We start from the raw sequence: 19,652 nt of genomic DNA, 5'->3' as shown, positions 1-19,652 counted from the left end.
GGTTATTGGCATCTAAGATTGCTGGATTGAAGGGAATAAGATTAATATTGATGCTGATTTTGTTAGCGTGGGTGGTCACGGCTTGTTCATCTCCTCCCCCTGAACCTACTCAGCAGCCCCAGCCGACAGAGGCACCTGAAGAAGGACAGACGATAACCCTGATTACTCCAGACGCCAATCATATTGACAATGATAGCGCTCCGAAATATCAAATTCAGACTCGTCTTACAGATTTTCAGCTGCTTAGTGAAAGTGAGGGTCTGGCCTGGGGGGTTACCAAAAACGAACTCCGGTTGTACTTGACCCGGGATAACGGAGCAACTTGGGCTAATATTTCACCAGCACCAAATGTGCAGTTCCTCTCCAATCCTGTGTATGGGAAGGGGATTTTCTTCACGGATCCATCTCATGGTTGGATTATAAGAAGTGCTTTTGGCTCGACAGAAACGATTGTGCTGCGAACCACAGATGGTGGCCAAAGCTGGAAAATCTCATCTTTAGGAGATGTGAATACAGTATCCTCTGTATATTTCAACTCACCCAGAAAGGGTTGGCTGATGACCTCATGGAACGCTTCTTCCAATAAAGAGAACAAGGCACTTTTTTCAACGACAGACGGTGGGGCCACTTGGGAAGAAGTGATGCAGAATGAGCAATACAATCCGAATTTCCCAAATGATTCGATACCGTTTGCCGGGGTCACCACTGGAATGATTTTTCGCAATAGTACACATGGATTTGTGACACTACAGACAGGTGCTCTTCCCAAAATCTTTATGACAAAAGATGGCGGTAAGAGCTGGAGCCTCGGGCCAGCTTTTCTAGTTAACGAACGTTTAGAAGATTGTGACCGAGTAATTACTGGCAAACCGGAGTTCTTCGATGCTAGTAAGTCTACTGGTTGGATGTCTGTTGGCTGTCAAAAGGATAAAGAAAAAACGATCACTTACCATGGATATTTTACAGCTAACGGCGGTGCTAATTGGAAATTCGCTTCCTTTGGATTGAACGCACAAGCTGGTGTTAATCGTCTAATTGCTCCGACTTTTTTGAATTCACAGATCGGTTGGACCATACTCGGCGACACCCTTTACCATACGATTGATCAAGGAGCGACCTGGTTACCTCTTAAAGAGAGCAGTGTACTGCGATCTAAGCTTTTGGAATATCCGGAGATTGTAAAGCTACAGTTTTTTTCCACTGAGGTGGGGTGGCTTTTGATTGAGAAAAAAGAGGACAAGCGCTCGATACTGTTACAGACTACGAATGGTGGTATCAGCTGGCGCGTAATGTAATAAGGAATAAGAACCTGCCTGATGGTAGGTTCTTTTGTTGTTAGCAGAGTGGGGGTTTATTGTTGTTTGTGAATGATTGAATATAAGGAAAAAACTTATTTAAAATTTTCTTTATAAATGTGAAAAAAATCACATGACATTTAAAGAATCCTGTGATATATTTAACACATAGAAAACAAGTTCAAATTTTCACAAACTCAGACATCGAATAGGAGAGATTACAATGAAAACATTCGAAACAGATTATATGACAAGAAACCTTTTGCAACTTTGCTACAACTGTGATGACGCTCATCTTTGTGAAACTGAAGAACAATGCAGAGCTTGCTGGGCTGAAAATGGAATGTTAGATGATCAGACAGACGAAACTAAGAAATTGCTAGACCTAGTTCATGCTTAATTTAATAACTGAAAACTCTGTATAGAGACCACTCGAATTCTTGATTTCTAAGAAAACGAAGTGGTCTTTTTTGCATCTAGTCTCACTTATTTAATGCTTTCTGGACTAGATGAGGCATATACATGTACAGAAGTACCCAGAACGCAGCAATTAGGCTGAATAACAAGAGGAAGAAGGGGGAAACTGTCATGGGAATGGGCCCGGATCTTTCATGGATGTTTGATTTTGCCGGAACGGTGATGCCGATCTTTATCGTTGTTATGATTGGTATTCTTGCTATATCAGCAGGCAGGGGCTTGCTTCAATGGGGCAGGAACAATGGCTCCCCCATACTAACAATCCCTGCGCATATCGTTAGCAAACGGACTGAAGTACGACAGCAGCAGCTTCAGGAAGAGAATGGCTCAACTCGTACTAGTACAACTTACTATTTAACGTACGAGCTGGAGGGCGGTAGTCGCATGGAATTTAAAGTAGATGGCCATGAATATGGCTTGAGTGCGGAAGGCGATAGAGGAATGCTTACTTATCAAGGAACCAGATATCATGGATTCCAACGACAGGCACAATACTCAACTGCGGAGTAGTCATATGTATTAAATCAAAACAGCGATCCTCATGCTCATGGTGGATCGCTGTTTTGCGTTTTGGTTATGTACCATTCAAGCTCATTGATCCTGTAGCTCTCAAAGCTCACTGACCTCGTAGTTCTCAAAGCTCACTGTAGGTGCGATCATCTATTAAGTGTCAGATCTTCATTACCCTCTCACCTTGCGGACCCAGATGACGTTATTTGCAAATTCAAGTCTTTTGAGCCTAGTTTCGGACTCCAATGCAGCTATTCATTAGAAAGAGGCTTATAATCGGTGCTTTGCGGGCCAATAGGGGCTTTAGGGTCCGATAGAATCTCAAAAGTGGATTAATATCGCGAATAAGGTCAGCTGTGTCCGATAGCGCCTTTTGAGCGGGTGCTGACATTGACATCGATATCAGCACCGATTCGACGCTACCACCGACGTGGACTCTGATGCTAAAGCTGCCGTTAACAAGAACATCGATGCTGACGTAGATAATTGTGGCTAGCACCGACACCGATGCCAGCACCGATTCGACGCTACCACCGACGTGGACTCCGATGCCAGCACTGATTCGACGCTAACCTCGACGTCGACTCTGATGCTGCCACCGACCCCGACCCCGACTCTGACGCTTTAGCGCGGACATATGCAGCATATGGACATACGCAGCTTAGAGTGTAGATAATGGGGATTTGCTGAGTGGTTAACAGGAAAGATCCCTACTCTAAAAAATAGGCGGGAACTGTCACCTCTTAGGCGAATGCACATACTATACAGCATGCAGTTAAGAACGAGGTTGCTACAAGAAGTGACCCCAAGGAGGAGACAGCGTGGCCGTCATCAAAACGAACTCGGAAGATGTGAAGGTGCTGGCGCGGTTGATGAGAGCGGAAGCTGAGGAAGATGGAGATCTCGGCATGCTCATGGTCGGCAATGTTGGCGTCAACCGGATTCTTGGCAATTGCTTGGACTTTAATAACATTCGGAATGTGAATGATATGGTCTATCAAAGTCCTGGAGGTTTCGAAGCGCCGCAGAAGGGATACTTCTACCAGCGAGCCAGAGAAGCAGATATCCGTCTAGCCAAACGTGTAATTGCTGGTGAAAGAACCTGGCCAGCTACCAATGCTTTGTGGTTCTTCAGACCCGCAGGTGATTGTCCTGCAACCTGGTATAACCAACAAAACACAGGCCGCTTTAAAGCCCATTGCTTCTTTACTCCGACCGGAGAAGATTGCCCGACTGTATTTATCGGCAATTAGGATGGTAACTGTGCAAAGAGAATTACTCAATAAAATGAGTAATTCTCACAGAAAGTTAGTGTGATTTCAATTGTGTCCAAATGTAAGTTTCATTAGTGTCCAAAGGAGCTTATGCTCTGATAAACATTTAGGAGGTTTCAGTAAATGATCGTTCAACCTTACCGCCCCGTAACTTATACCATCGGTAGTGTCTCTTCTTCAGGTATGCCAATGTCTTCCGGAATGCCGATGTCATCTGGAATGCAAGGCATGGGCAGCATGCCACCCCAAGTAAGCAGTGGCAGTCCAATGACTCCAGGGGGAGTAGTAGTTCAGAATCCACCACAAACGTTCGAACAATCCTACATTGAGAATATTTTCCGCCTGAATTTAGGAAAAGTAGGTACGTTTTATTTTACTTATGAGAACAATAAAGACTGGAATGCCAAAGTTTACAAGGGTGTGCTGGAAGCGGCAGGCCGTGACCACATTATTATCAGTGACCCTGCGACCGGCCAACGCACCGTCTTACTTATGATTTATTTTGATTATGCTACCTTCGATGAACCCCTTACTTACCAATACCCAGGTGTAATTGGCAATCCTCCAACGATGAGAAATTGTCGCTAAATTTAACCTATCTTCGATGAGAAGAACTCCAACGCCAAAAGGTTAGGAGTTCTTTTTATTTGTGATGAATTTATGGAATAATCTTGATAATCATCGCCCATTTTTTTTCGAAAGGACACGCATGCTTGCGGTTTGCCCCAATATATTAATATAATAAAGTATATATTCAAAAACGTGATTCTAGACTGGAGATGAAACCATTGGGAAATTGATACTGAAAGGAACAAACGGCAAGCATTTTGCCAATACTCTGAAAAAACGAAGGAGGTGGGCCTATCCATCCATGTACGGAAAATGGTGGATAGGAGTATAAATTGAGCGACCCTTTACCCGGTATATTACATGTTGGTCTTATTATTTTGTTGGTATTGTTAAACGGATTTTTTGTTTCAGTCGAATATGCAATGGTGAAAGTACGAAGTGGTAGAATTGATACCCTGATTGAAGAAGGTAGTAAAAAAGCTTTTAATGCAAAAAGCATTGTCAGCAACCTGGATGGCTATCTCTCAGCCTGTCAGCTCGGCATTACATTGGCTTCGCTTGCGTTAGGGTGGCTGGGTCAACCAGCTATAGCTAATCTTATCGGGCCTTTATTAGGAAGCATAGGTTTAGGAGAAACTGCTGTTAATGTTGTATCTTTGGTTATTGCTCTTATGTTCATTACTATCTTGCATATCGTATTAGGTGAGCTTGCACCTAAGACCATTGCTGTTAACAAGGCTGAATCTGTCCTTTTACTAACAGCAGGACCGATGAATGTATTTTACAAAATCATGTATCCAGTGATATGGATCGTTAATGGGCTGGCGCGTGGTTTACTGCAAATTTTCCGATTAGCCCCGGCTTCAGAGCTGGGAACGGCGCATACGGAAGAAGAAATTCGTATTATCATGCAGGAAAGTAACAAAAGCGGCTTTATAGATAATACTGAAATGGCGTTAGTTGACAATATTTTTGAATTTGTGGATACCATGGCTCGGGAGATCATGATTCCGCGGACAGAGATGATCTGTCTGAATAATCATGTTTCTGCTGAGGAGAACCTTGAGATTGCCTATGATGGCATGAGGACACGTTATCCCGTCTGTGACGGTGATAAGGATCATATTTTAGGCTTCATCCATATAAAGGACTTAATTAAGGATCGTCCACAAAGTTATCAGAAATTAATTCGTCCAATATTGACCGTGCCGGAATCCATTCAGATTAGTGCTTTGCTGAAAGTTATGCAGCGTGCGAAGACACAAATCGCCATATTGATCGATGAGTATGGGGGTACTTCAGGAATGGTGACACTGGAAGATATCATGGAGGAAATTGTTGGAGAAATTCAGGATGAATTTGATGAGGAACGTCCCGGTGTTGAGAAGCTTGGCGAGGATGAACACTCCATTGACGGTTTGATGCTTATTGAAGAGATTAATGATCTTTTAGGTCTTCATATGGAGACTGAGGATTACGATACGATAGGCGGCTGGCTGTATTCTAAATTGGAGGTTAATCCACCTCAAAAAGGGCAATCCGTAGAATTTGATGATCATCTATTTATTGTAGAAGAGACTGAGAATAAGCGAATTTCTCGAATTAAGCTATTGCGGTTACAGTTATTGAATGAAGAAGCTGGAGCTTAATGGAATTATATATTTTTAAAATAAGAGCAGCGTTTCTCCTTTTGGAGTTACGCTGTTTTTTTTGACCATACTGTTTGCCAAAAAGAGATTAATAATTATATAATTTTAAATGTATATGATAAAAACTACATTAGTCCCTAGAGGACAGAAAGGAATTCTCCTTGAGTAAACCTAAAAAAAGTCCAAATGTTCCCCAGTTGAGCAAACAAGAGAAACGACGGGTAGAACAGGAGCAACAGAAGCAGAAAACGAGAATTTTAGTTATTAGTTCAATAGCTGTAGTAGTTATCATTTTTGTTGGATTGTTTATGTTAGCTTCGAAAGATGCAGCAAAGAATGTCTCTACAGGAGAACCGGTAGAATTCAATTACAGTGAGCTACCTAGGATTGGTAATGAGGATGCACCTGTTAAGCTTGTTGAATTTGGTGATTTCAAATGTCCAGCTTGTTCCCAATTTGCTGGCTCCATGAAACCGAAAATTGTTCAAGATTTTGTCAATGAGGGAAAAGCAGCTCTTTACTTTGTAAATATGGCTTTCGTTGGTCCTGACTCTGAGACAGCTTCACTAGCTGCATTGTCTGTATACCATCAGAATAAGGATGAATTCTGGAAGTTCTATGATGCTGTGTATGCGCAGCAAGGGGATGAGAGCGTGGAATGGGCGACTGAGGATTTCTTGGTAAGCCTTGCTGAAAAAGAGAAATTAGCGATCGATTACGATCTGTTGCGTAAAGACATCCAAGAGAAAACTTATGCAGATGAGCTGAAGAAAGACATTCAGTTGGCAACTGACTCAGGCGTGACAACTACGCCTTCGCTCTACATTAATGGAGTGAAAACGGCTGAACCTTTCGATATTGAAGCGATTACATCTGAAATTAACACCGCCGCAAAAGCAGTGGAGGCAAAGTGACAAAATTCCTATCTTTTTGCAAGCGTAACTGCCTCTATCTGGCCTGGTTCGTCTCTTTGGTTGCTGTAGCTGGTAGCTTGTATTTAAGTGAAGTCTTGAAGTATGAACCTTGTAAGCTTTGCTGGTTTCAGCGGATTTTTATGTATCCGCAGTTATTTTTGTTGGGAATTGCCACTTTCCGTGGAGATAAGCGCATCATTCCTTATGTGCTTCCATTAAGTTTGATTGGTGGCAGTATCTCAATCTATCATTATGCGGAACAGAAGATTCCAGCGTTAAGTAAAGTTCTACCTTGTACAGTTGGTGTTCCTTGTAATAAAGATTACTTGAACTACTTCGGATTTATAACGATTCCTTTGTTAGCTTTAATAGCGTTTGCTCTAATAAGTCTCCTTCTTTGGTATGGACGTAGGGAAGAAGAAGTGATTGAAGTAGATGCTGAGGAGAGCTTAGGATTTTAGTTTTTACTTTGGAAGGTACAAAAAAGCTGAAAAGGTATTAAAATCACGGGCTAGAGGGATAATTGAAGATAATGAAAGAGAGCATCCAATAAGACGCTATATTTGAGCTTATTGGATGTTTTTTCATTCTTTTTTCATTTTTTTCAACGCTTTACTGTAGGCACTTTGTAGACTAATATTAGACCTTGTGAGAAGTTGAATATGCGCTGAATTTTCTTAGGAAAAACGGGGGAACCAAACTTGGCATTCATGCCAATGGGGTGAATCGGAACCGGGTCGAACAGACCTCTACCGTAGGGCTATAACCACAGCCCGAATCCGCCAGCTAACCTCGTAAGCAAGGTGGGAAAATGACCATGCATAAGCATGCGGATCATTTCCGTATGCTTATTTTTGTGTCTGCATTTATGAAATCCACCGATGAAAACAGCGCACGGAAATTCCGTTTCAGCTCCCAAAGAAAGGAACTGTATCCACCATGGTAAGCAAGGTAAAACGACTATTGATCGGACGTCCGATGAAGTCGAATGAACTCGATCATGAAAAGTTATCCAAGGTTAAAGCACTGGCTGTTCTGTCTTCTGATGCGCTCTCGTCTGTAGCCTACGGAACGGAACAAATTCTGATTGTACTGGTGGCTGCCGGGTTTACTGCCATCTGGTATTCCCTGCCAATTGCATTAGCCGTATTGGGCCTGCTGGCCATCCTGATTTTATCCTATCGGCAGACGATTTTTGCTTATCCGCAAGGAGGCGGAGCTTATATCGTAGCCAAGAGTAATCTTGGTATTCCGACAGGGCTGCTCGCTGGGGGTTCATTATTGGTGGATTACATTCTTACCGTAGCGGTTAGTGCCTCGGCAGGGACGGATGCGATCACATCGGCTTTTCCAAGTCTTCATAATCATACTGTTCTCATCGCTGTATCTGTTATCGTTTTATTAACAATCATTAATCTTCGCGGAGTGACTGAATCGGCTTCATTTATCGCAATTCCAGTGTATTTGTTTGTGGTTTCGATTGTTGTTCTGATTATCTCCGGTATCGTTAAATATGCAATGGGTGGCGCGCATGCGAATGTTCCTGAAATAGGCAGCGCCGTATCTAATGTAAGTTTGTTTCTACTATTAAAAGCGTTTAGCTCTGGTTGTTCAGCCCTAACGGGGGTTGAGGCCGTATCTAATGCGATCCCAAACTTTAAGGCACCGGCTGAGAAAAATGCAGCCAAGACGCTAATGATCATGGGACTTATCCTTGGCTTTATGTTTACCGGAATCACTGTGCTGGCATATTGGTATGGTATTGTGCCAGATGAAAAGGCTACGGTTGTCTCTCAGATCGCTGAATCGACCTTTGGCCGTGGCGGATTGTACTTTTTCATTCAAGGGATTACAGCAGTGATTTTGTTCTTGGCAGCTAATACAGCATATTCAGCGTTTCCGCTGCTCGCCTTTATGTTTGCAAAAGATAAATATCTGCCACATGCATTTATGGTCCGTGGTGACCGCCTGGGCTTCTCAAACGGCATTATTTTTCTAGGAGTTATGTCTATCATACTTGTGACTGCATTCCATGGGAATACGGAAGGTTTGATTCCACTATATGCGGTAGGCGTGTTCATTCCTTTTACCTTATCCCAACTGGGGATGATGGTGCATTGGATCAAAACAAGACCCGCTGGATGGGTGAAAAGATTTGTAGTAAATACCATCGGTATGCTGACTACATTGACGATTACGCTTATATTTATCATTACTAAATTCTCGAGCGTATGGATGGCATTCATTTTCTTACCTGCTGTAATGTTCGTGTTCCACCGTATTCATAAGCATTATTTGAATACTGCGGATCAACTGCGTATATGTCCGGCTACTGATAAACCTGTAATTAAAGGAAGTACTGTAGTTGTTCCTGTTGCAGGGGTTACACGTGCTGTATTACATTCCATCAGCTATGCGAAGTCTCTAACAGATAATGTTGTTGCTGTGTATGTAGGCTTTGATGAAGAAGACATTCATAAGATGGAGCAACGGTGGGAGGAATGGAATCCAGGTGTACGCCTGATTGTTCTTCGTTCCAGATATCGTAGTATCATTCGTCCGTTAGTGAAGTTTATCGATACGGTAGAGTGGAAGACCGCTGCGACGGATCACATCACGATTTTGATTCCACAGTTTATTACCAAACATTGGTGGCAAGCCGTGCTTCATAATCAGACCAGCTTTTTAATCCGCTCGTATCTAATGAATCAAAAGGACGTTGTAGTAGCGACTGTCCCGTATCATTTAAATAAATAAGTAGAAGATTAAAGATGAGGTTATATCCGGAACGTTCGGAATATAACCTCTTTTGTATTTTATATGAAGGAAATTGTTGCAAATCCACAGAATTTGAAATTTATATGTTGACACAGAGAATGAGAATCAATATCATTTAAAAGTGAAGCAGAGGTAAAGGTCACCTTTGAATATCAAAGCAGTTACATATAGGAGGGTTTTTAATGTTTTGGCTTAACAGAAAAAGATCAGGAAGCATGAAAGTGACGATGAGCGGACTAATAGTGATGACGCTAATACTTTCCGCTTGTGGTAATAATAATGCTGAAAGCTCATCAAATGCAGGAACAGCGCCTACAGCAGAATCTACAGAGGCACCTGCTGCACCTAAGACGTTAACAGATGCAATGGGTCATAAAGTAACGATTCCGGCTAATCCACAGCGCGTTCTGGGTTCATATTTGGAAGACTCTTTGGTAACTCTGGGTGTAACTCCAGTAGCTCAATGGTCAGTTACAAACGGCGTTCAGGATTATCTGGCCACTGAATTGAAGGATGTTCCTACAATTAGTTACGACCTTCCGTTAGAGGCTGTAACCAGCTTTGCTCCGGATCTTATTATCATCCCATCGGAGTCTTCTGTTCAGAACGGGATTTACGATCAGTTGAATAAGATTGCACCCACTTATGTAATTGGGGATGAACTAAATCAAGATTGGCGCAAATCGTTGCTCAAGATGGGTGAGATTTTGAACAAAACCCCTGAAGCAGAAAAAGCCATTAAAGATTATGATGTTAAAGCAGCGGCTGCGAAAGAACAGCTTGCAGGAGCTATTGGACAAGAGTCCGCGGCTATTTTATGGTTGGTGCAAAAAAACTTCTATATTGTAGACGAAACCCGCAGCAGTGGAGCTGTATTATATACAGACCTTGGCGTAACGCTGCCTAACTTAGTAACAGAGATCCCAGTAGGAACAAGAGCAACTTGGAATCCGATCTCACTAGAGAAGCTTTCTGAGCTGACCGCAGATCATATTTTCCTTGTAAATAGTGATAAGACTGAGGGTTCGGAGATCCTAGATAGTGCAATCTGGAAGGGCATCCCAGCTGTAAAAGCTGGAAATGTGCATGAAATGAGCTCAACAAGCAGCTGGCTTTACAGTGGTGCGAACGCTGGCAGAAAAATCATTGACGATGTGCTAAAAAGTCTTGTGAAATAAAAGTCGTAGTTCACCATGAATGAGACTGATCATTTCGGTGGGGAAGGGCGTGCAGATCAAGTATCTCGGGATACAAAGATCTGCACCATTTTTTTATAAACCAATCCAATAGTACGGAAAAATCGTTCCTGCAATTGTACAACATAAATATTTTTGCGATAATGAGAATGATTGTTGTTATCATATAAACCATTGTAACTATTGAATAAGGAGACGGCTCATGGTTTCACCCTCAGATTTCGCAAATCGTATTAAAAATGAACCCAAAAAAGCTCTACATACCCGACCGGCAGCTGCCATTGGTATTCTTATTTTTGGACTTGCTGCCATTGCCTTCGGATTGGCACTTTCGGTCTCAGTAGGTGCAGCAGATATCAAGTTAGCTACGGTATGGGAAGCTATATTTCATTTCAATCCAGATTTACAAAAACATCAGGTAATTAGAGAACTGCGATTTCCACGTGCTATTGCTGGCGCCTTAGTCGGTGCTTGCTTCGCAGTAGCAGGGGCTATCATGCAGGGGATGACAAGAAACCCGCTTGCGGATTCAGGGCTGTTAGGCTTGAATGCAGGAGCAGGGGTAGCGCTGGCCATAGTATTTGCTTTTGCACCCTCACTCTCATTCACTTCACTAATGTTGTATTGCTTTATCGGTGCCGCTGTGGCCTCTTTTATCGTATTCGGAATCGGTTCGCTTTCTTTTAATGGCCTGACCCCCTTGCGATTGACATTAGCAGGTTCGGCTGTTAGTGCTTTATTGGTTGCTATTAGTCAGGGAGTAGCTATTCTTTTCAACTTATCTCAGGACATAGCCTTCTGGTTAGCTGGTGGGATGGGTGGAGCTAGCTGGACTCAGATCAAGATTATATTCCCTTGGGTGGCCGTAGCCTTAATTGCAGCAATGATGTTATCACGATCCGTCACATTGCTCAGCTTAGGAAGAGAAGTAGCGGTTGGTCTGGGGCAGCGGACAAGGTTAGTTCAATTGGCATGTATGATTGTTGTGGTTATCTTAGCTGGAAGTGCGGTTTCAACGGTTGGCCCGATTGCTTTTATAGGACTAATTATTCCACATGTTACTCGTTATTTCGTTGGAGTGGACTACCGCTGGATTATCCCTTGCTCCGCAGTTCTAGGGAGCTTATTGATTATCTTTGCAGATATTGCCGCAAGAATGATAAATGCACCGTATGAGACACCGCTAGGAGCTTTAATTGCCATCATCGGCGTACCGTTCTTTATTTATTTAGCGAGTAAGCGGAAGGGGGAGCTGTAATGCCCAAATTAACCCTTACTCCAGATGAAAAAGAACGCCGCACACGCGCCCTAACGGTGTTATCACTCCTTGCTATACTGATCGTCGTTGTGTTTATAGTCAGTATGAATACAGGGTTTATGCGTCTATCCCCACTAGAGGTATTACATACACTCATGGGTGATGGAACACATCAGCAAAAGCTTATTTTATTTGATTTCAGATTACCCCGCATCGTAATTTCATTGTTAGTTGGAGCGGGCTTTGCAGTATCGGGCTGTATTCTACAAAGTCTCGCACGTAATGCACTCGCTGAACCGGCTACGCTGGGCATAAGTGCTGGTGCAGGTTTTGCGGTAATCATTTTTATCTCGTTTTTTCCGGCTACAACAGCAGCTCCGGTATTTGTCTTGCCTCTCCTAGCGCTTGGTGGGGCTGGCCTGACCGCAGCTTTAATCTATATTCTTGCCTACCGGAAGGCAGATGGTCTGTCTCCTACAAGGCTGATCCTTATCGGGATTGCGGTCGCTGCAGGAATCAATGCTTGCCAGCTTGTATTGGCACTTAGGCTTGATCCTAATAATTATCAATTTGTAGCTACTTGGATCGCCGGGAAAATATGGGGTGGGGATTGGAGATTCGTCCTTGCTTTGCTGCCTTGGATCGCGATTCTGTTACCGTTCGCCTTCTATAAAGCCCGGGTTCTAAATGTATTGAATCTAGGGGACCATACTTCATTAGGTCTAGGAATGCGTGTGGAGAAGGAACGTATTCTCCTTCTGGTAACAGCCGTAGCGCTTGCCGGCTCCTGCGTCGCGGTAAGTGGAGGTATTGGCTTCGTCGGCCTGATAGCACCACACCTGGCTCGCAGGCTGGTGGGACCCCGTCATCAGGTGTTATTACCTGCTAGTGCTTTGACAGGGGCGCTTCTTATGATTACCGCTGATACCATTGGTAGATGGGTATTGCAACCTGCCGAAGTTCCTACTGGCATTGTGGTTGCGATTATTGGCGCACCTTACTTTTTATATTTACTCGCCAAGTCGAAAGCGTAAATTAGTTCATACTTAGGAGCATAGCTCCATAAAACTTTTAAGGGAGTTGTAGATCATGTCAGAACGTTTGAATACAGAAGAATTAAGTATTGGGTATGCTGAGGCTACTATAGTTAAGGGATTGAACTTGTCTATCCCTACGGGGAAAATCACCGCACTAGTGGGCGCTAACGGCTCCGGTAAATCTACAATCCTCAAAACGATGGCCCGGATTATGAAGCCGAAGAGTGGCACCGTAATGCTGGACGGCAAATCGATCCATAACTTTTCAACTAAAGAGGTTGCTCGTCAGCTAGCGATTCTACCGCAGAACCCAACGGCTCCTGACGGTCTGACGGTATCTGAGCTGGTCAGCTATGGTCGTTTCCCTCATCAAAAAGGATTTGGCACGATGACCGCAGAGGATCGCAACATCATCTCCAACGCCATCTCTGTTACGGGCATGGAATCTTTTCATGATCGCCCTATTGACCGTCTCTCTGGTGGACAACGTCAACGCGCTTGGATCGCTATGGCGTTGGCTCAAGAAACAGATATTTTATTCCTTGACGAGCCTACAACGTTCCTAGATATGGCGCATCAGCTCGAAGTTCTTCAACTTTTGCAAAAGCTGAATGAGGAAGAAGGCCGTACCATTATCATGGTCGTGCATGATTTGAATCATGCTACTCGTTATGCGCAGCATATGGTAGCGATTAAGTCCGGTACTGTGGTTAGCGAAGGCTCACCTACTGAGGTTATGACACCAGATGTATTGCGGGAAGTGTTTGGAATTGAAGCGGATATCGTTCCGGATCCACGTACGGGTGTGCCACTGTGTCTTCCTTACGAGCTTGCTGCCTATAAAGCTGTGTAATTATCATCTAAAAACATACAACGAACAGGCTCCCGTCATTGACAAGGGAGCCTGTTCGTTGTTACAGTTGTGGTTGCCTACAATTTCATAATAACTCTTTAAAATAGATCAAGGACCATCATTTATACATGGTTAAAGGAGCATGAAAACATGAATATTGACAAAATTCAAGATGATCTAGAGCAGCTAATGACTGCAGGAATAGTGAAAAGTCATGAGAATTTAAAAGATCACGTGTACACTAAAATGGGCGGCAAAGCTGATATTTTGGCTGCACCAGCTACTTATGATGAAATTCAAAAGATCGTTACATATGCAGAACAAAATGGGATAACCCTTACGGTACTTGGGAATGGCTCCAATGTGATTATCCGTGATGGAGGTGTACGTGGAATCGTTCTGCAAACGGCAGGACTGACCGAAATGGGAATTCGCGACAATCTCTTATATGCGCAATGTGGTGCCAAAATAATTGATGTTTCCAGATATGCGCTTGATAAGGAGCTTACGGGTCTTGAGTTCGCCTGTGGCATTCCAGGAACAGTTGGTGGAGCGCTCTATATGAACGCAGGTGCTTATGGCGGTGAGATCAAAGATGTCCTGCATAGTGCACTAGCTATAAATAAGAACGGGCAATTGGTAACTCTGCAAGGAGATGAGCTGCAATGGGGATACAGAAAAAGTGTATTCGCAAGCGGTGAGTATATTGTACTTGAGGCCAAATTTGCTATGACTTCCGGTGATGTTTTAACGATCAAGGCAAAAATGGATGAACTAACTTATTTACGTGAATCGAAGCAACCGCTTGAGTATCCATCCTGTGGGAGTGTGTTTAAGCGGCCTCCAGGCCGTTTTGCAGGTCAGTTAATTCAAGAGAGCGGCTTACAGGGTACAAGAATCGGCGGTGCTGAGGTATCCAAGAAGCATGCGGGATTTATTGTGAATGCAGATAATGCAACAGCCAGTGATTACATCGGGCTAATCCACCATGTAAGAGCGACTGTGAAGGATAAATTCGGTGTAGAGCTGGAAACTGAAGTGGAGATCATTGGAGAAGAATAAATGATAAGCAAAAAGAGCCCGCAGATCGCTGTGGGCTCTTTTTGCTTATCATAATCATGTTCGTTTAATCTACTGAAAGGATGTAATTAGCTCTGTCCGTAGTTATTTCTGCCTTGCGGTCGGCTAAGTCTACGATTTGAAGACCTTCAACAGCTAAATCATAAGTGGATTGTGGCAGGGATACCAGTTCACCATCGGCGTTAAGTGTGCTGCCGAAACCTCTTAATATCAGTGCACTTCCAAGATATTCATCAATTACGTCGTCTGCACTGCGGAAATCTACGGCCTCTAAATTGAAATGAACTTTATCCAGATCACGAAGTTCTTTCTTTTCAATAGCGATTGTTTCATTTAAATGATTGTTAAGCCAATCCATAAGCTGCTGTATACTTTGTTCCATAAAATGCTCCCACCCTTAGCTCGAAGATTATTATGAATAAGTTACCCTTTTCTTAGGATTTGAATCCTTTTTTTTGCCACATCTTAATTAACTGTATGAATAGTTCATGTAATTAAAAAGAAATCCGCGATCAAATTGCCGTGGTTTTTGAGCTTCCTAATCTCTACATACGCAGGTCTATCCACGTTAATCTGGAGTTATTTGCTGATCTATATAAGGTAACAGTAAAGAGTAGAACTTGTCAGGAGCGGGCTACCCATGGTATAGTTCAAGACGCAATATGCTTTAAGAAGAAGTCTGCGCTAAAGTTGTGCAGGAGAGGTTCGCGAACTCCCTCTATAAAAAACTAAGAATATATTAAACAGTACAAGCGGTTGCTGTCCTTTATCCGGACGTTGCTTCCGTTTCTTCTTAGTGGAGCCAAGTTTTCGAAATCTCGTTCTTCTTTCCATTACCGGCCAAGGCCGAAGGAAAAGAGAGGGGTTTTTTGTCGTGTCAGAAGGAAGATTGAAAGAGGAAATGCAAGAAGTTACTTTGCTTGGTAATCAGGGAACACAGTACAAGTTTGGTTATGATCCAGACATTCTGGAGGTGTTTGATAACAAACATCCCGGGCGTGATTATTTTGTTAAATTCAACTGCCCTGAGTTCACTAGCTTGTGTCCTGTAACGGGTCAGCCGGATTTTGCCACGCTGTATATTTCGTATATTCCTGAACAAAAAATGGTGGAATCCAAATCATTAAAGCTGTATCTGTTTAGCTTCCGCAACCATGGTGATTTCCATGAGGACTGTGTCAACATTATTATGAATGATCTGATCTCACTGATGGATCCGCGTTACATTGAGGTATGGGGCAAGTTCACTCCGCGCGGAGGCATTTCAATTGATCCTTATTGCAACTATGGAAGACCGGGTACGAAGTATGAGGCGATGGCGGAACACCGCTTAATCAATCACGACCTCTATCCAGAAAAAGTGGACAACCGCTAAATTCCAACTTGTGATAAGGAGAGATTCATATGAACAAAAAAGCACTCGTCGTATTCAGCGGCGGACAAGATAGCACCACTTGCCTGGTTTGGGCATTGCAGCAGTATGAGGAAGTGCAGGTAGTTACCTTCAACTATAGTCAACGTCATGCGGCTGAAATCGAAGTTGCAACAGAGATAGCAGCTAAGTTTAATGTAAAACAGCATATTCTTGATCTGGGGCTGCTCAATCAGCTGGCACCCAATGCACTTACCCGTCAGGATATAGATATTCTGGCTGGTGAAGGAGATGAGCTTCCAAGTACTTTCGTCGATGGACGGAATTTGTTGTTTTTATCTTTTGCCGCAATATTAGCTAAACAACTGGGGTACTCCCATATCGTCACTGGGGTTTGCCAAACGGACTTTAGCGGTTATCCGGACTGCCGTGATGTTTTTGTGAAATCATTGAATGTTACGCTGAACTTATCTATGGACTATGAGTTTGCGATCCACACTCCCCTAATGTGGCTGGATAAAAAAGAAACGTGGAAAATGGCCGATGCACTGGGGTATTTTGATTATGTTCGCGAACACACACTGACCTGTTACAACGGTATTATTGGCAGTGGCTGCGGTACTTGTCCAGCCTGTCTATTGCGTCAGCGTGGTCTTGAGCAATATGAGGCGGAGAGAATGGAGGCCGGTTCTTAATGCTTAACGAGGTTTCAGTCTGCAAAATATTTACGTTCGATGCGGCACACCAGTTAGTGGGACACAAAGGGAAATGCAGCAATCTGCACGGACATACTTATAAGCTCGAAGTAGTGCTTAAGGGCAAACCTATGGCCGCGGAAGGCCACTCGGATGAAGGTTTCGTCATTGATTTCAGCGATATCAAAATGACAGTACAACAAAGCCTTGTAGATCGTTTAGATCACGCTTTTCTTGCCATGGGAAATGAACCTGTGTTAGAGACGTTAACGAATACGGGCTCCAAAGTAGCCTTGTTGTCTTTCCGCACCACAGTAGAGAATATGTCTTCATATATTGCCTACAAGCTTAAGCAAGCAGGGTTGCCTTTGTACTCGGTAAAGCTATGGGAGACTCCAACCTCTTGGGCAGAGGTGCTGGCTGAAGATGTTCCGGATGAAGGGCCATCCTACCGTTTGTATGGAGGCTGTGATTGTGAGTAAGATTCCTGTAATTGAAATGTTCGGTCCAACTATTCAAGGCGAAGGTGCGGTAATTGGAGTGAAGACGATGTTTGTCCGCACCTATGGCTGCGATTATCGCTGCGGCTGGTGTGACTCCGCTTTTACTTGGGATGGTACGGCTAAGAATAAGGTTCGCATGATGGAAGCAGAAGAAATCATAAATGAATTATTGGCGTTAGCTGGAGATAATTTCGACTGTGTTACGATTTCAGGCGGTAATCCTGCCTTGATTGGTGAAGGAATGGGTACCTTCATCAACCTGCTTCATGAGCGTGGAATAAAAGCAGCGATAGAAACTCAGGGGAGTAAATGGCAGGATTGGTTCAATGACGTGGATGTGCTGACAATCAGTCCTAAACCTCCAAGCTCAGGAATGACAACGAATTGGGAAATGCTAGATAACATCATGAGTAAGATGGAGAAACTGGGTCGTTCTACGCATAGCTTGAAGGTCGTAGTGTTTGATGATAATGATTTTGATTATGCGAAAAACGTTCACCAGCGATATCCGAATGTGCAGCTCTTTCTGCAGCCTGGTAATGATGATGTCACGGAAGAGGGCAACATTTCTGCTCGACTTCTGGGAAGGCTGGAGTGGTTGTTTAATAAAGTAATCGCGGATTCGGGTATGAACAAGGTTCGTGTACTTCCACAGCTGCATGCATTGATCTGGCATAATAAGCGTGGCAAATAAATGTTTGATGAAATCGTCCGGGTATCTGCTTACAGATACTCGGTTTTTATTTTTAACAGTTGTAACTTCTAGTAGGTAGATAGTCTGTCCCAGTTTCTGGTATGATTTTAAAAAAAGCTCTTGGAGGTTATTCATTTGGAACAATCAACAGCATTATTAATTATCGATGTTCAAGAAGCCATGTTCTCCTATGATCTAAAGCTGTACGATGAAGAGGGTGTGATGGACAGGATTGTCTCCCTTCAGCAAAAAGCTCGATTAGCAGGTACTCCTATTGTGTATATTCAACATACCGAAGATGAGGAGTACACAAAAGGTACACCCACTTGGCAGATCAGTCACCGCATCACACCGCAGGAAGGCGAAGTTATCGTTGAGAAGCCTACTTGGGATGCTTTTCACCGAACGGAACTGCAAGATGAACTCCAGAAGCTCGGGATTACGAATCTGGTGATCTGTGGGATGCAAAGTGAATTCTGTCTGGATACGACGATAAGACGCGCATACAGCATGGGATATAAAAGTGTACTGGTCTCAGACGCTCATAGCACCTTTGATAATGGGGTTCTGAGTAGTAGGGAGATCGTTAAGCATCATAATGCGATAATTGGAGGTAGATTCGCCCAGTTACGAGCTGAAAGCGAGGTTCAGTTCTAGATGAATACACCCCAGGCTGCCATGAAGCCTATTCAGCGTTCTCGCCTTAGATTGTTTGCTGGCAAACGATATTTTATTTGGAAAAGATATTTGAAATGGTGCACTGGACGAAGCAAAATAGCGAAGCAGCGTACGGATGAAACTTTAACTTATGCAGCTATGACTCATGCTACCCCGTTATTAAGAAGTCTTCGGAATGTAGATATGGTGCTTCAATACAATAAAATAACTAACTTACGGCTGGCAATTGCGAAGCTGGATGGACTTGTTGTGCAGCCGGGGGAGACTTTTTCCTACTGGAGAAGTATTGGTAAGCCCACTAAGCGAAAAGGGTATCTGGAGGGTATGGTGCTGCATTATGGTGGTTTTCATTCCGGGGTTGGAGGAGGCTTATGCCAGTTGTCTAATCTGATCTATTGGATGGCACTGCATACGCCACTTACCGTTATGGAACGGCATCGTCACAGTTATGATGTATTTCCAGATGAACAACGTACACAACCTTTTGGAAGCGGGGCGACCTGTTCTTATAACTATTTGGATCTTCAATTAAAAAATAACACCGCTCAAACGTATCAACTAAAGCTCTGGCTGGACGATAGCCATTTACACGGGGAGTGGAGATGCAATGAGCAGGCGTTTTATGATTATGAAGTATACGAAAGTGATCATAGGATTAGTCTAGAGCCTTGGGGCGGATATATACGCAGTAACAAGATCAGTCGAAAAGTATATACACGCTCTGGAGATCTAATTGGAGATGAAGCTGTAACTGATAATTACGCACTAATGATGTATTCTCCGCTTCTTCATGGATAAGAGGGTAGGGCTTAGGGATAT

At 43.4% G+C, this 19,652-nt stretch carries 21 protein-coding genes and 2 riboswitches; of the genes, 20 read left to right on the top strand and 1 reads right to left on the bottom strand.

All coding sequences use genetic code 11. The features are described 5' to 3' along the window. Positions 1–5: 5 nt before the first annotated feature. The 14 genes from NST25_RS16350 (at position 6) to murB (ending at position 14,873) form a co-directional block, all read left to right on the top strand. Positions 6–1,295, top strand: coding sequence for a hypothetical protein (locus NST25_RS16350; protein ID WP_081387523.1), 1,290 nt, complete (start codon positions 6–8; stop codon positions 1,293–1,295). A 223-nt stretch (positions 1,296–1,518) separates the two neighbouring features. Beyond that, on the top strand, positions 1,519–1,695 hold the full coding sequence (locus tag NST25_RS16345; RefSeq protein ID WP_169744776.1) for a hypothetical protein: 177 nt from the start codon (positions 1,519–1,521) through the stop codon (positions 1,693–1,695). Positions 1,696–1,889: 194 nt separating this feature from the next. Beyond that, on the top strand, positions 1,890–2,282 hold the full coding sequence (locus tag NST25_RS16340) for a DUF2500 domain-containing protein (RefSeq protein ID WP_076190442.1): 393 nt from the start codon (positions 1,890–1,892) through the stop codon (positions 2,280–2,282). 821 nt (positions 2,283–3,103) lie between these two features. Continuing rightward, positions 3,104–3,535 (top strand): cell wall hydrolase, encoded by a 432-nt coding sequence (locus NST25_RS16335; RefSeq protein ID WP_076126705.1) that lies wholly within the window; start codon positions 3,104–3,106, stop codon positions 3,533–3,535. 144 nt (positions 3,536–3,679) lie between these two features. Then, on the top strand, positions 3,680–4,144 hold the full coding sequence (gerQ, locus tag NST25_RS16330; protein ID WP_036687556.1) for a spore coat protein GerQ: 465 nt from the start codon (positions 3,680–3,682) through the stop codon (positions 4,142–4,144). A gap of 314 nt (positions 4,145–4,458) precedes the next feature. Then, positions 4,459–5,775: a hemolysin family protein gene (locus tag NST25_RS16325; RefSeq protein WP_036687555.1), complete on the top strand. Its 1,317-nt coding sequence runs from the start codon at positions 4,459–4,461 to the stop codon at positions 5,773–5,775. A 161-nt stretch (positions 5,776–5,936) separates the two neighbouring features. After that, a complete protein-coding gene (locus tag NST25_RS16320) occupies positions 5,937–6,689 on the top strand; it encodes a DsbA family protein (protein ID WP_081387610.1) in 753 nt (250 codons plus the stop codon). Beyond that, complete coding sequence (locus NST25_RS16315; protein WP_076126701.1) at positions 6,686–7,150, top strand: disulfide oxidoreductase; 465 nt, start codon at positions 6,686–6,688, stop codon at positions 7,148–7,150. Before NST25_RS16320 ends, NST25_RS16315 begins: the two co-directional genes overlap by 4 nt. A gap of 194 nt (positions 7,151–7,344) precedes the next feature. Then, positions 7,345–7,504: riboswitch (cyclic di-AMP (ydaO/yuaA leader) on the top strand. Between the two features lie 124 nt (positions 7,505–7,628). Then, positions 7,629–9,446, top strand: a complete 1,818-nt coding sequence (locus NST25_RS16310; RefSeq protein ID WP_076126699.1) for an APC family permease — start codon at positions 7,629–7,631, stop codon at positions 9,444–9,446. Between the two features lie 203 nt (positions 9,447–9,649). Beyond that, entirely contained in the window at positions 9,650–10,645 is a 996-nt protein-coding gene (locus NST25_RS16305) for an iron-hydroxamate ABC transporter substrate-binding protein (protein ID WP_340391829.1), read from the top strand. Between the two features lie 220 nt (positions 10,646–10,865). Next, the gene (locus tag NST25_RS16300) at positions 10,866–11,921 is read left to right on the top strand and encodes an iron ABC transporter permease (protein ID WP_076217749.1); all 1,056 of its coding nucleotides are present in this window, start codon (positions 10,866–10,868) and stop codon (positions 11,919–11,921) included. After that, the gene (locus NST25_RS16295; RefSeq protein WP_076126695.1) at positions 11,921–12,955 is read left to right on the top strand and encodes an iron ABC transporter permease; all 1,035 of its coding nucleotides are present in this window, start codon (positions 11,921–11,923) and stop codon (positions 12,953–12,955) included. Before NST25_RS16300 ends, NST25_RS16295 begins: the two co-directional genes overlap by 1 nt. A gap of 55 nt (positions 12,956–13,010) precedes the next feature. After that, the gene (locus tag NST25_RS16290; protein ID WP_036687549.1) at positions 13,011–13,811 is read left to right on the top strand and encodes an ABC transporter ATP-binding protein; all 801 of its coding nucleotides are present in this window, start codon (positions 13,011–13,013) and stop codon (positions 13,809–13,811) included. A gap of 150 nt (positions 13,812–13,961) precedes the next feature. Continuing rightward, positions 13,962–14,873 (top strand): UDP-N-acetylmuramate dehydrogenase, encoded by a 912-nt coding sequence (murB, locus tag NST25_RS16285; protein ID WP_076106777.1) that lies wholly within the window; start codon positions 13,962–13,964, stop codon positions 14,871–14,873. Between the two features lie 64 nt (positions 14,874–14,937). Here murB and NST25_RS16280 read toward each other — a convergent pair whose 3' ends face one another. Then, positions 14,938–15,273, bottom strand: coding sequence for a hypothetical protein (locus NST25_RS16280; protein WP_339187206.1), 336 nt, complete (start codon positions 15,271–15,273; stop codon positions 14,938–14,940). A gap of 312 nt (positions 15,274–15,585) precedes the next feature. Further along, positions 15,586–15,629, top strand: a riboswitch (PreQ1 riboswitch). 163 nt (positions 15,630–15,792) lie between these two features. On the opposite strand from NST25_RS16280, the gene queF reads away from it, so the two are divergent. The 6 genes from queF (at position 15,793) to NST25_RS16250 (ending at position 19,631) form a co-directional block, all read left to right on the top strand. Beyond that, positions 15,793–16,266: a preQ(1) synthase gene (gene queF, locus NST25_RS16275; RefSeq protein WP_036687775.1), complete on the top strand. Its 474-nt coding sequence runs from the start codon at positions 15,793–15,795 to the stop codon at positions 16,264–16,266. A gap of 29 nt (positions 16,267–16,295) precedes the next feature. Continuing rightward, positions 16,296–16,958 (top strand): 7-cyano-7-deazaguanine synthase QueC, encoded by a 663-nt coding sequence (queC, locus tag NST25_RS16270; protein ID WP_339187204.1) that lies wholly within the window; start codon positions 16,296–16,298, stop codon positions 16,956–16,958. Then, positions 16,958–17,440 (top strand): 6-carboxytetrahydropterin synthase, encoded by a 483-nt coding sequence (locus NST25_RS16265; RefSeq protein ID WP_036687544.1) that lies wholly within the window; start codon positions 16,958–16,960, stop codon positions 17,438–17,440. The genes queC and NST25_RS16265 overlap by 1 nt, the downstream gene beginning before the upstream one ends. Then, positions 17,433–18,155: a 7-carboxy-7-deazaguanine synthase QueE gene (gene queE / locus NST25_RS16260; protein WP_339187202.1), complete on the top strand. Its 723-nt coding sequence runs from the start codon at positions 17,433–17,435 to the stop codon at positions 18,153–18,155. The genes NST25_RS16265 and queE overlap by 8 nt, the downstream gene beginning before the upstream one ends. Before the next feature lie 135 nt (positions 18,156–18,290). After that, positions 18,291–18,812 carry a cysteine hydrolase family protein gene (locus NST25_RS16255; RefSeq protein ID WP_076190233.1) on the top strand — a complete coding sequence of 174 codons (522 nt, stop codon included), beginning with the start codon at positions 18,291–18,293 and terminating at the stop codon, positions 18,810–18,812. Beyond that, positions 18,813–19,631 carry a VanW family protein gene (locus NST25_RS16250; RefSeq protein WP_076184375.1) on the top strand — a complete coding sequence of 273 codons (819 nt, stop codon included), beginning with the start codon at positions 18,813–18,815 and terminating at the stop codon, positions 19,629–19,631. Positions 19,632–19,652: the final 21 nt, after the last annotated feature.

It is taken from the genome of Paenibacillus sp. FSL E2-0190 (genome assembly GCF_037992965.1).
In the GTDB taxonomy this organism is placed as follows: Bacteria; Bacillota; Bacilli; order Paenibacillales; family Paenibacillaceae; genus Paenibacillus_AQ; species Paenibacillus_AQ odorifer.
The sequence above is the reverse complement of the archived record's forward strand: the minus strand, read 5'-3'. Positions and strand labels throughout refer to the sequence as shown.

Excerpts from the sequence above, each read along its gene's own strand:
- NST25_RS16310 (WP_076126699.1), top strand. The coding sequence starts at position 7,629 with ATGGTAAGCAAGGTAAAACGACTATTGATCGGACGTCCGATGAAGTCG.
- NST25_RS16280 (WP_339187206.1), bottom strand. The coding sequence starts at position 15,273 with ATGGAACAAAGTATACAGCAGCTTATGGATTGGCTTAACAATCATTTA.
- NST25_RS16295 (WP_076126695.1), top strand. The coding sequence starts at position 11,921 with ATGCCCAAATTAACCCTTACTCCAGATGAAAAAGAACGCCGCACACGC.
- NST25_RS16305 (WP_340391829.1), top strand. The coding sequence starts at position 9,650 with ATGTTTTGGCTTAACAGAAAAAGATCAGGAAGCATGAAAGTGACGATG.
- NST25_RS16290 (WP_036687549.1), top strand. The coding sequence starts at position 13,011 with ATGTCAGAACGTTTGAATACAGAAGAATTAAGTATTGGGTATGCTGAG.
- NST25_RS16340 (WP_076190442.1), top strand. The coding sequence starts at position 1,890 with ATGGGCCCGGATCTTTCATGGATGTTTGATTTTGCCGGAACGGTGATG.
- NST25_RS16300 (WP_076217749.1), top strand. The coding sequence starts at position 10,866 with ATGGTTTCACCCTCAGATTTCGCAAATCGTATTAAAAATGAACCCAAA.
- murB (WP_076106777.1), top strand. The coding sequence starts at position 13,962 with ATGAATATTGACAAAATTCAAGATGATCTAGAGCAGCTAATGACTGCA.
- NST25_RS16345 (WP_169744776.1), top strand. The coding sequence starts at position 1,519 with ATGAAAACATTCGAAACAGATTATATGACAAGAAACCTTTTGCAACTT.
- queF (WP_036687775.1), top strand. The coding sequence starts at position 15,793 with ATGCAAGAAGTTACTTTGCTTGGTAATCAGGGAACACAGTACAAGTTT.
- NST25_RS16265 (WP_036687544.1), top strand. The coding sequence starts at position 16,958 with ATGCTTAACGAGGTTTCAGTCTGCAAAATATTTACGTTCGATGCGGCA.
- gerQ (WP_036687556.1), top strand. The coding sequence starts at position 3,680 with ATGATCGTTCAACCTTACCGCCCCGTAACTTATACCATCGGTAGTGTC.
- NST25_RS16250 (WP_076184375.1), top strand. The coding sequence starts at position 18,813 with ATGAATACACCCCAGGCTGCCATGAAGCCTATTCAGCGTTCTCGCCTT.
- queC (WP_339187204.1), top strand. The coding sequence starts at position 16,296 with ATGAACAAAAAAGCACTCGTCGTATTCAGCGGCGGACAAGATAGCACC.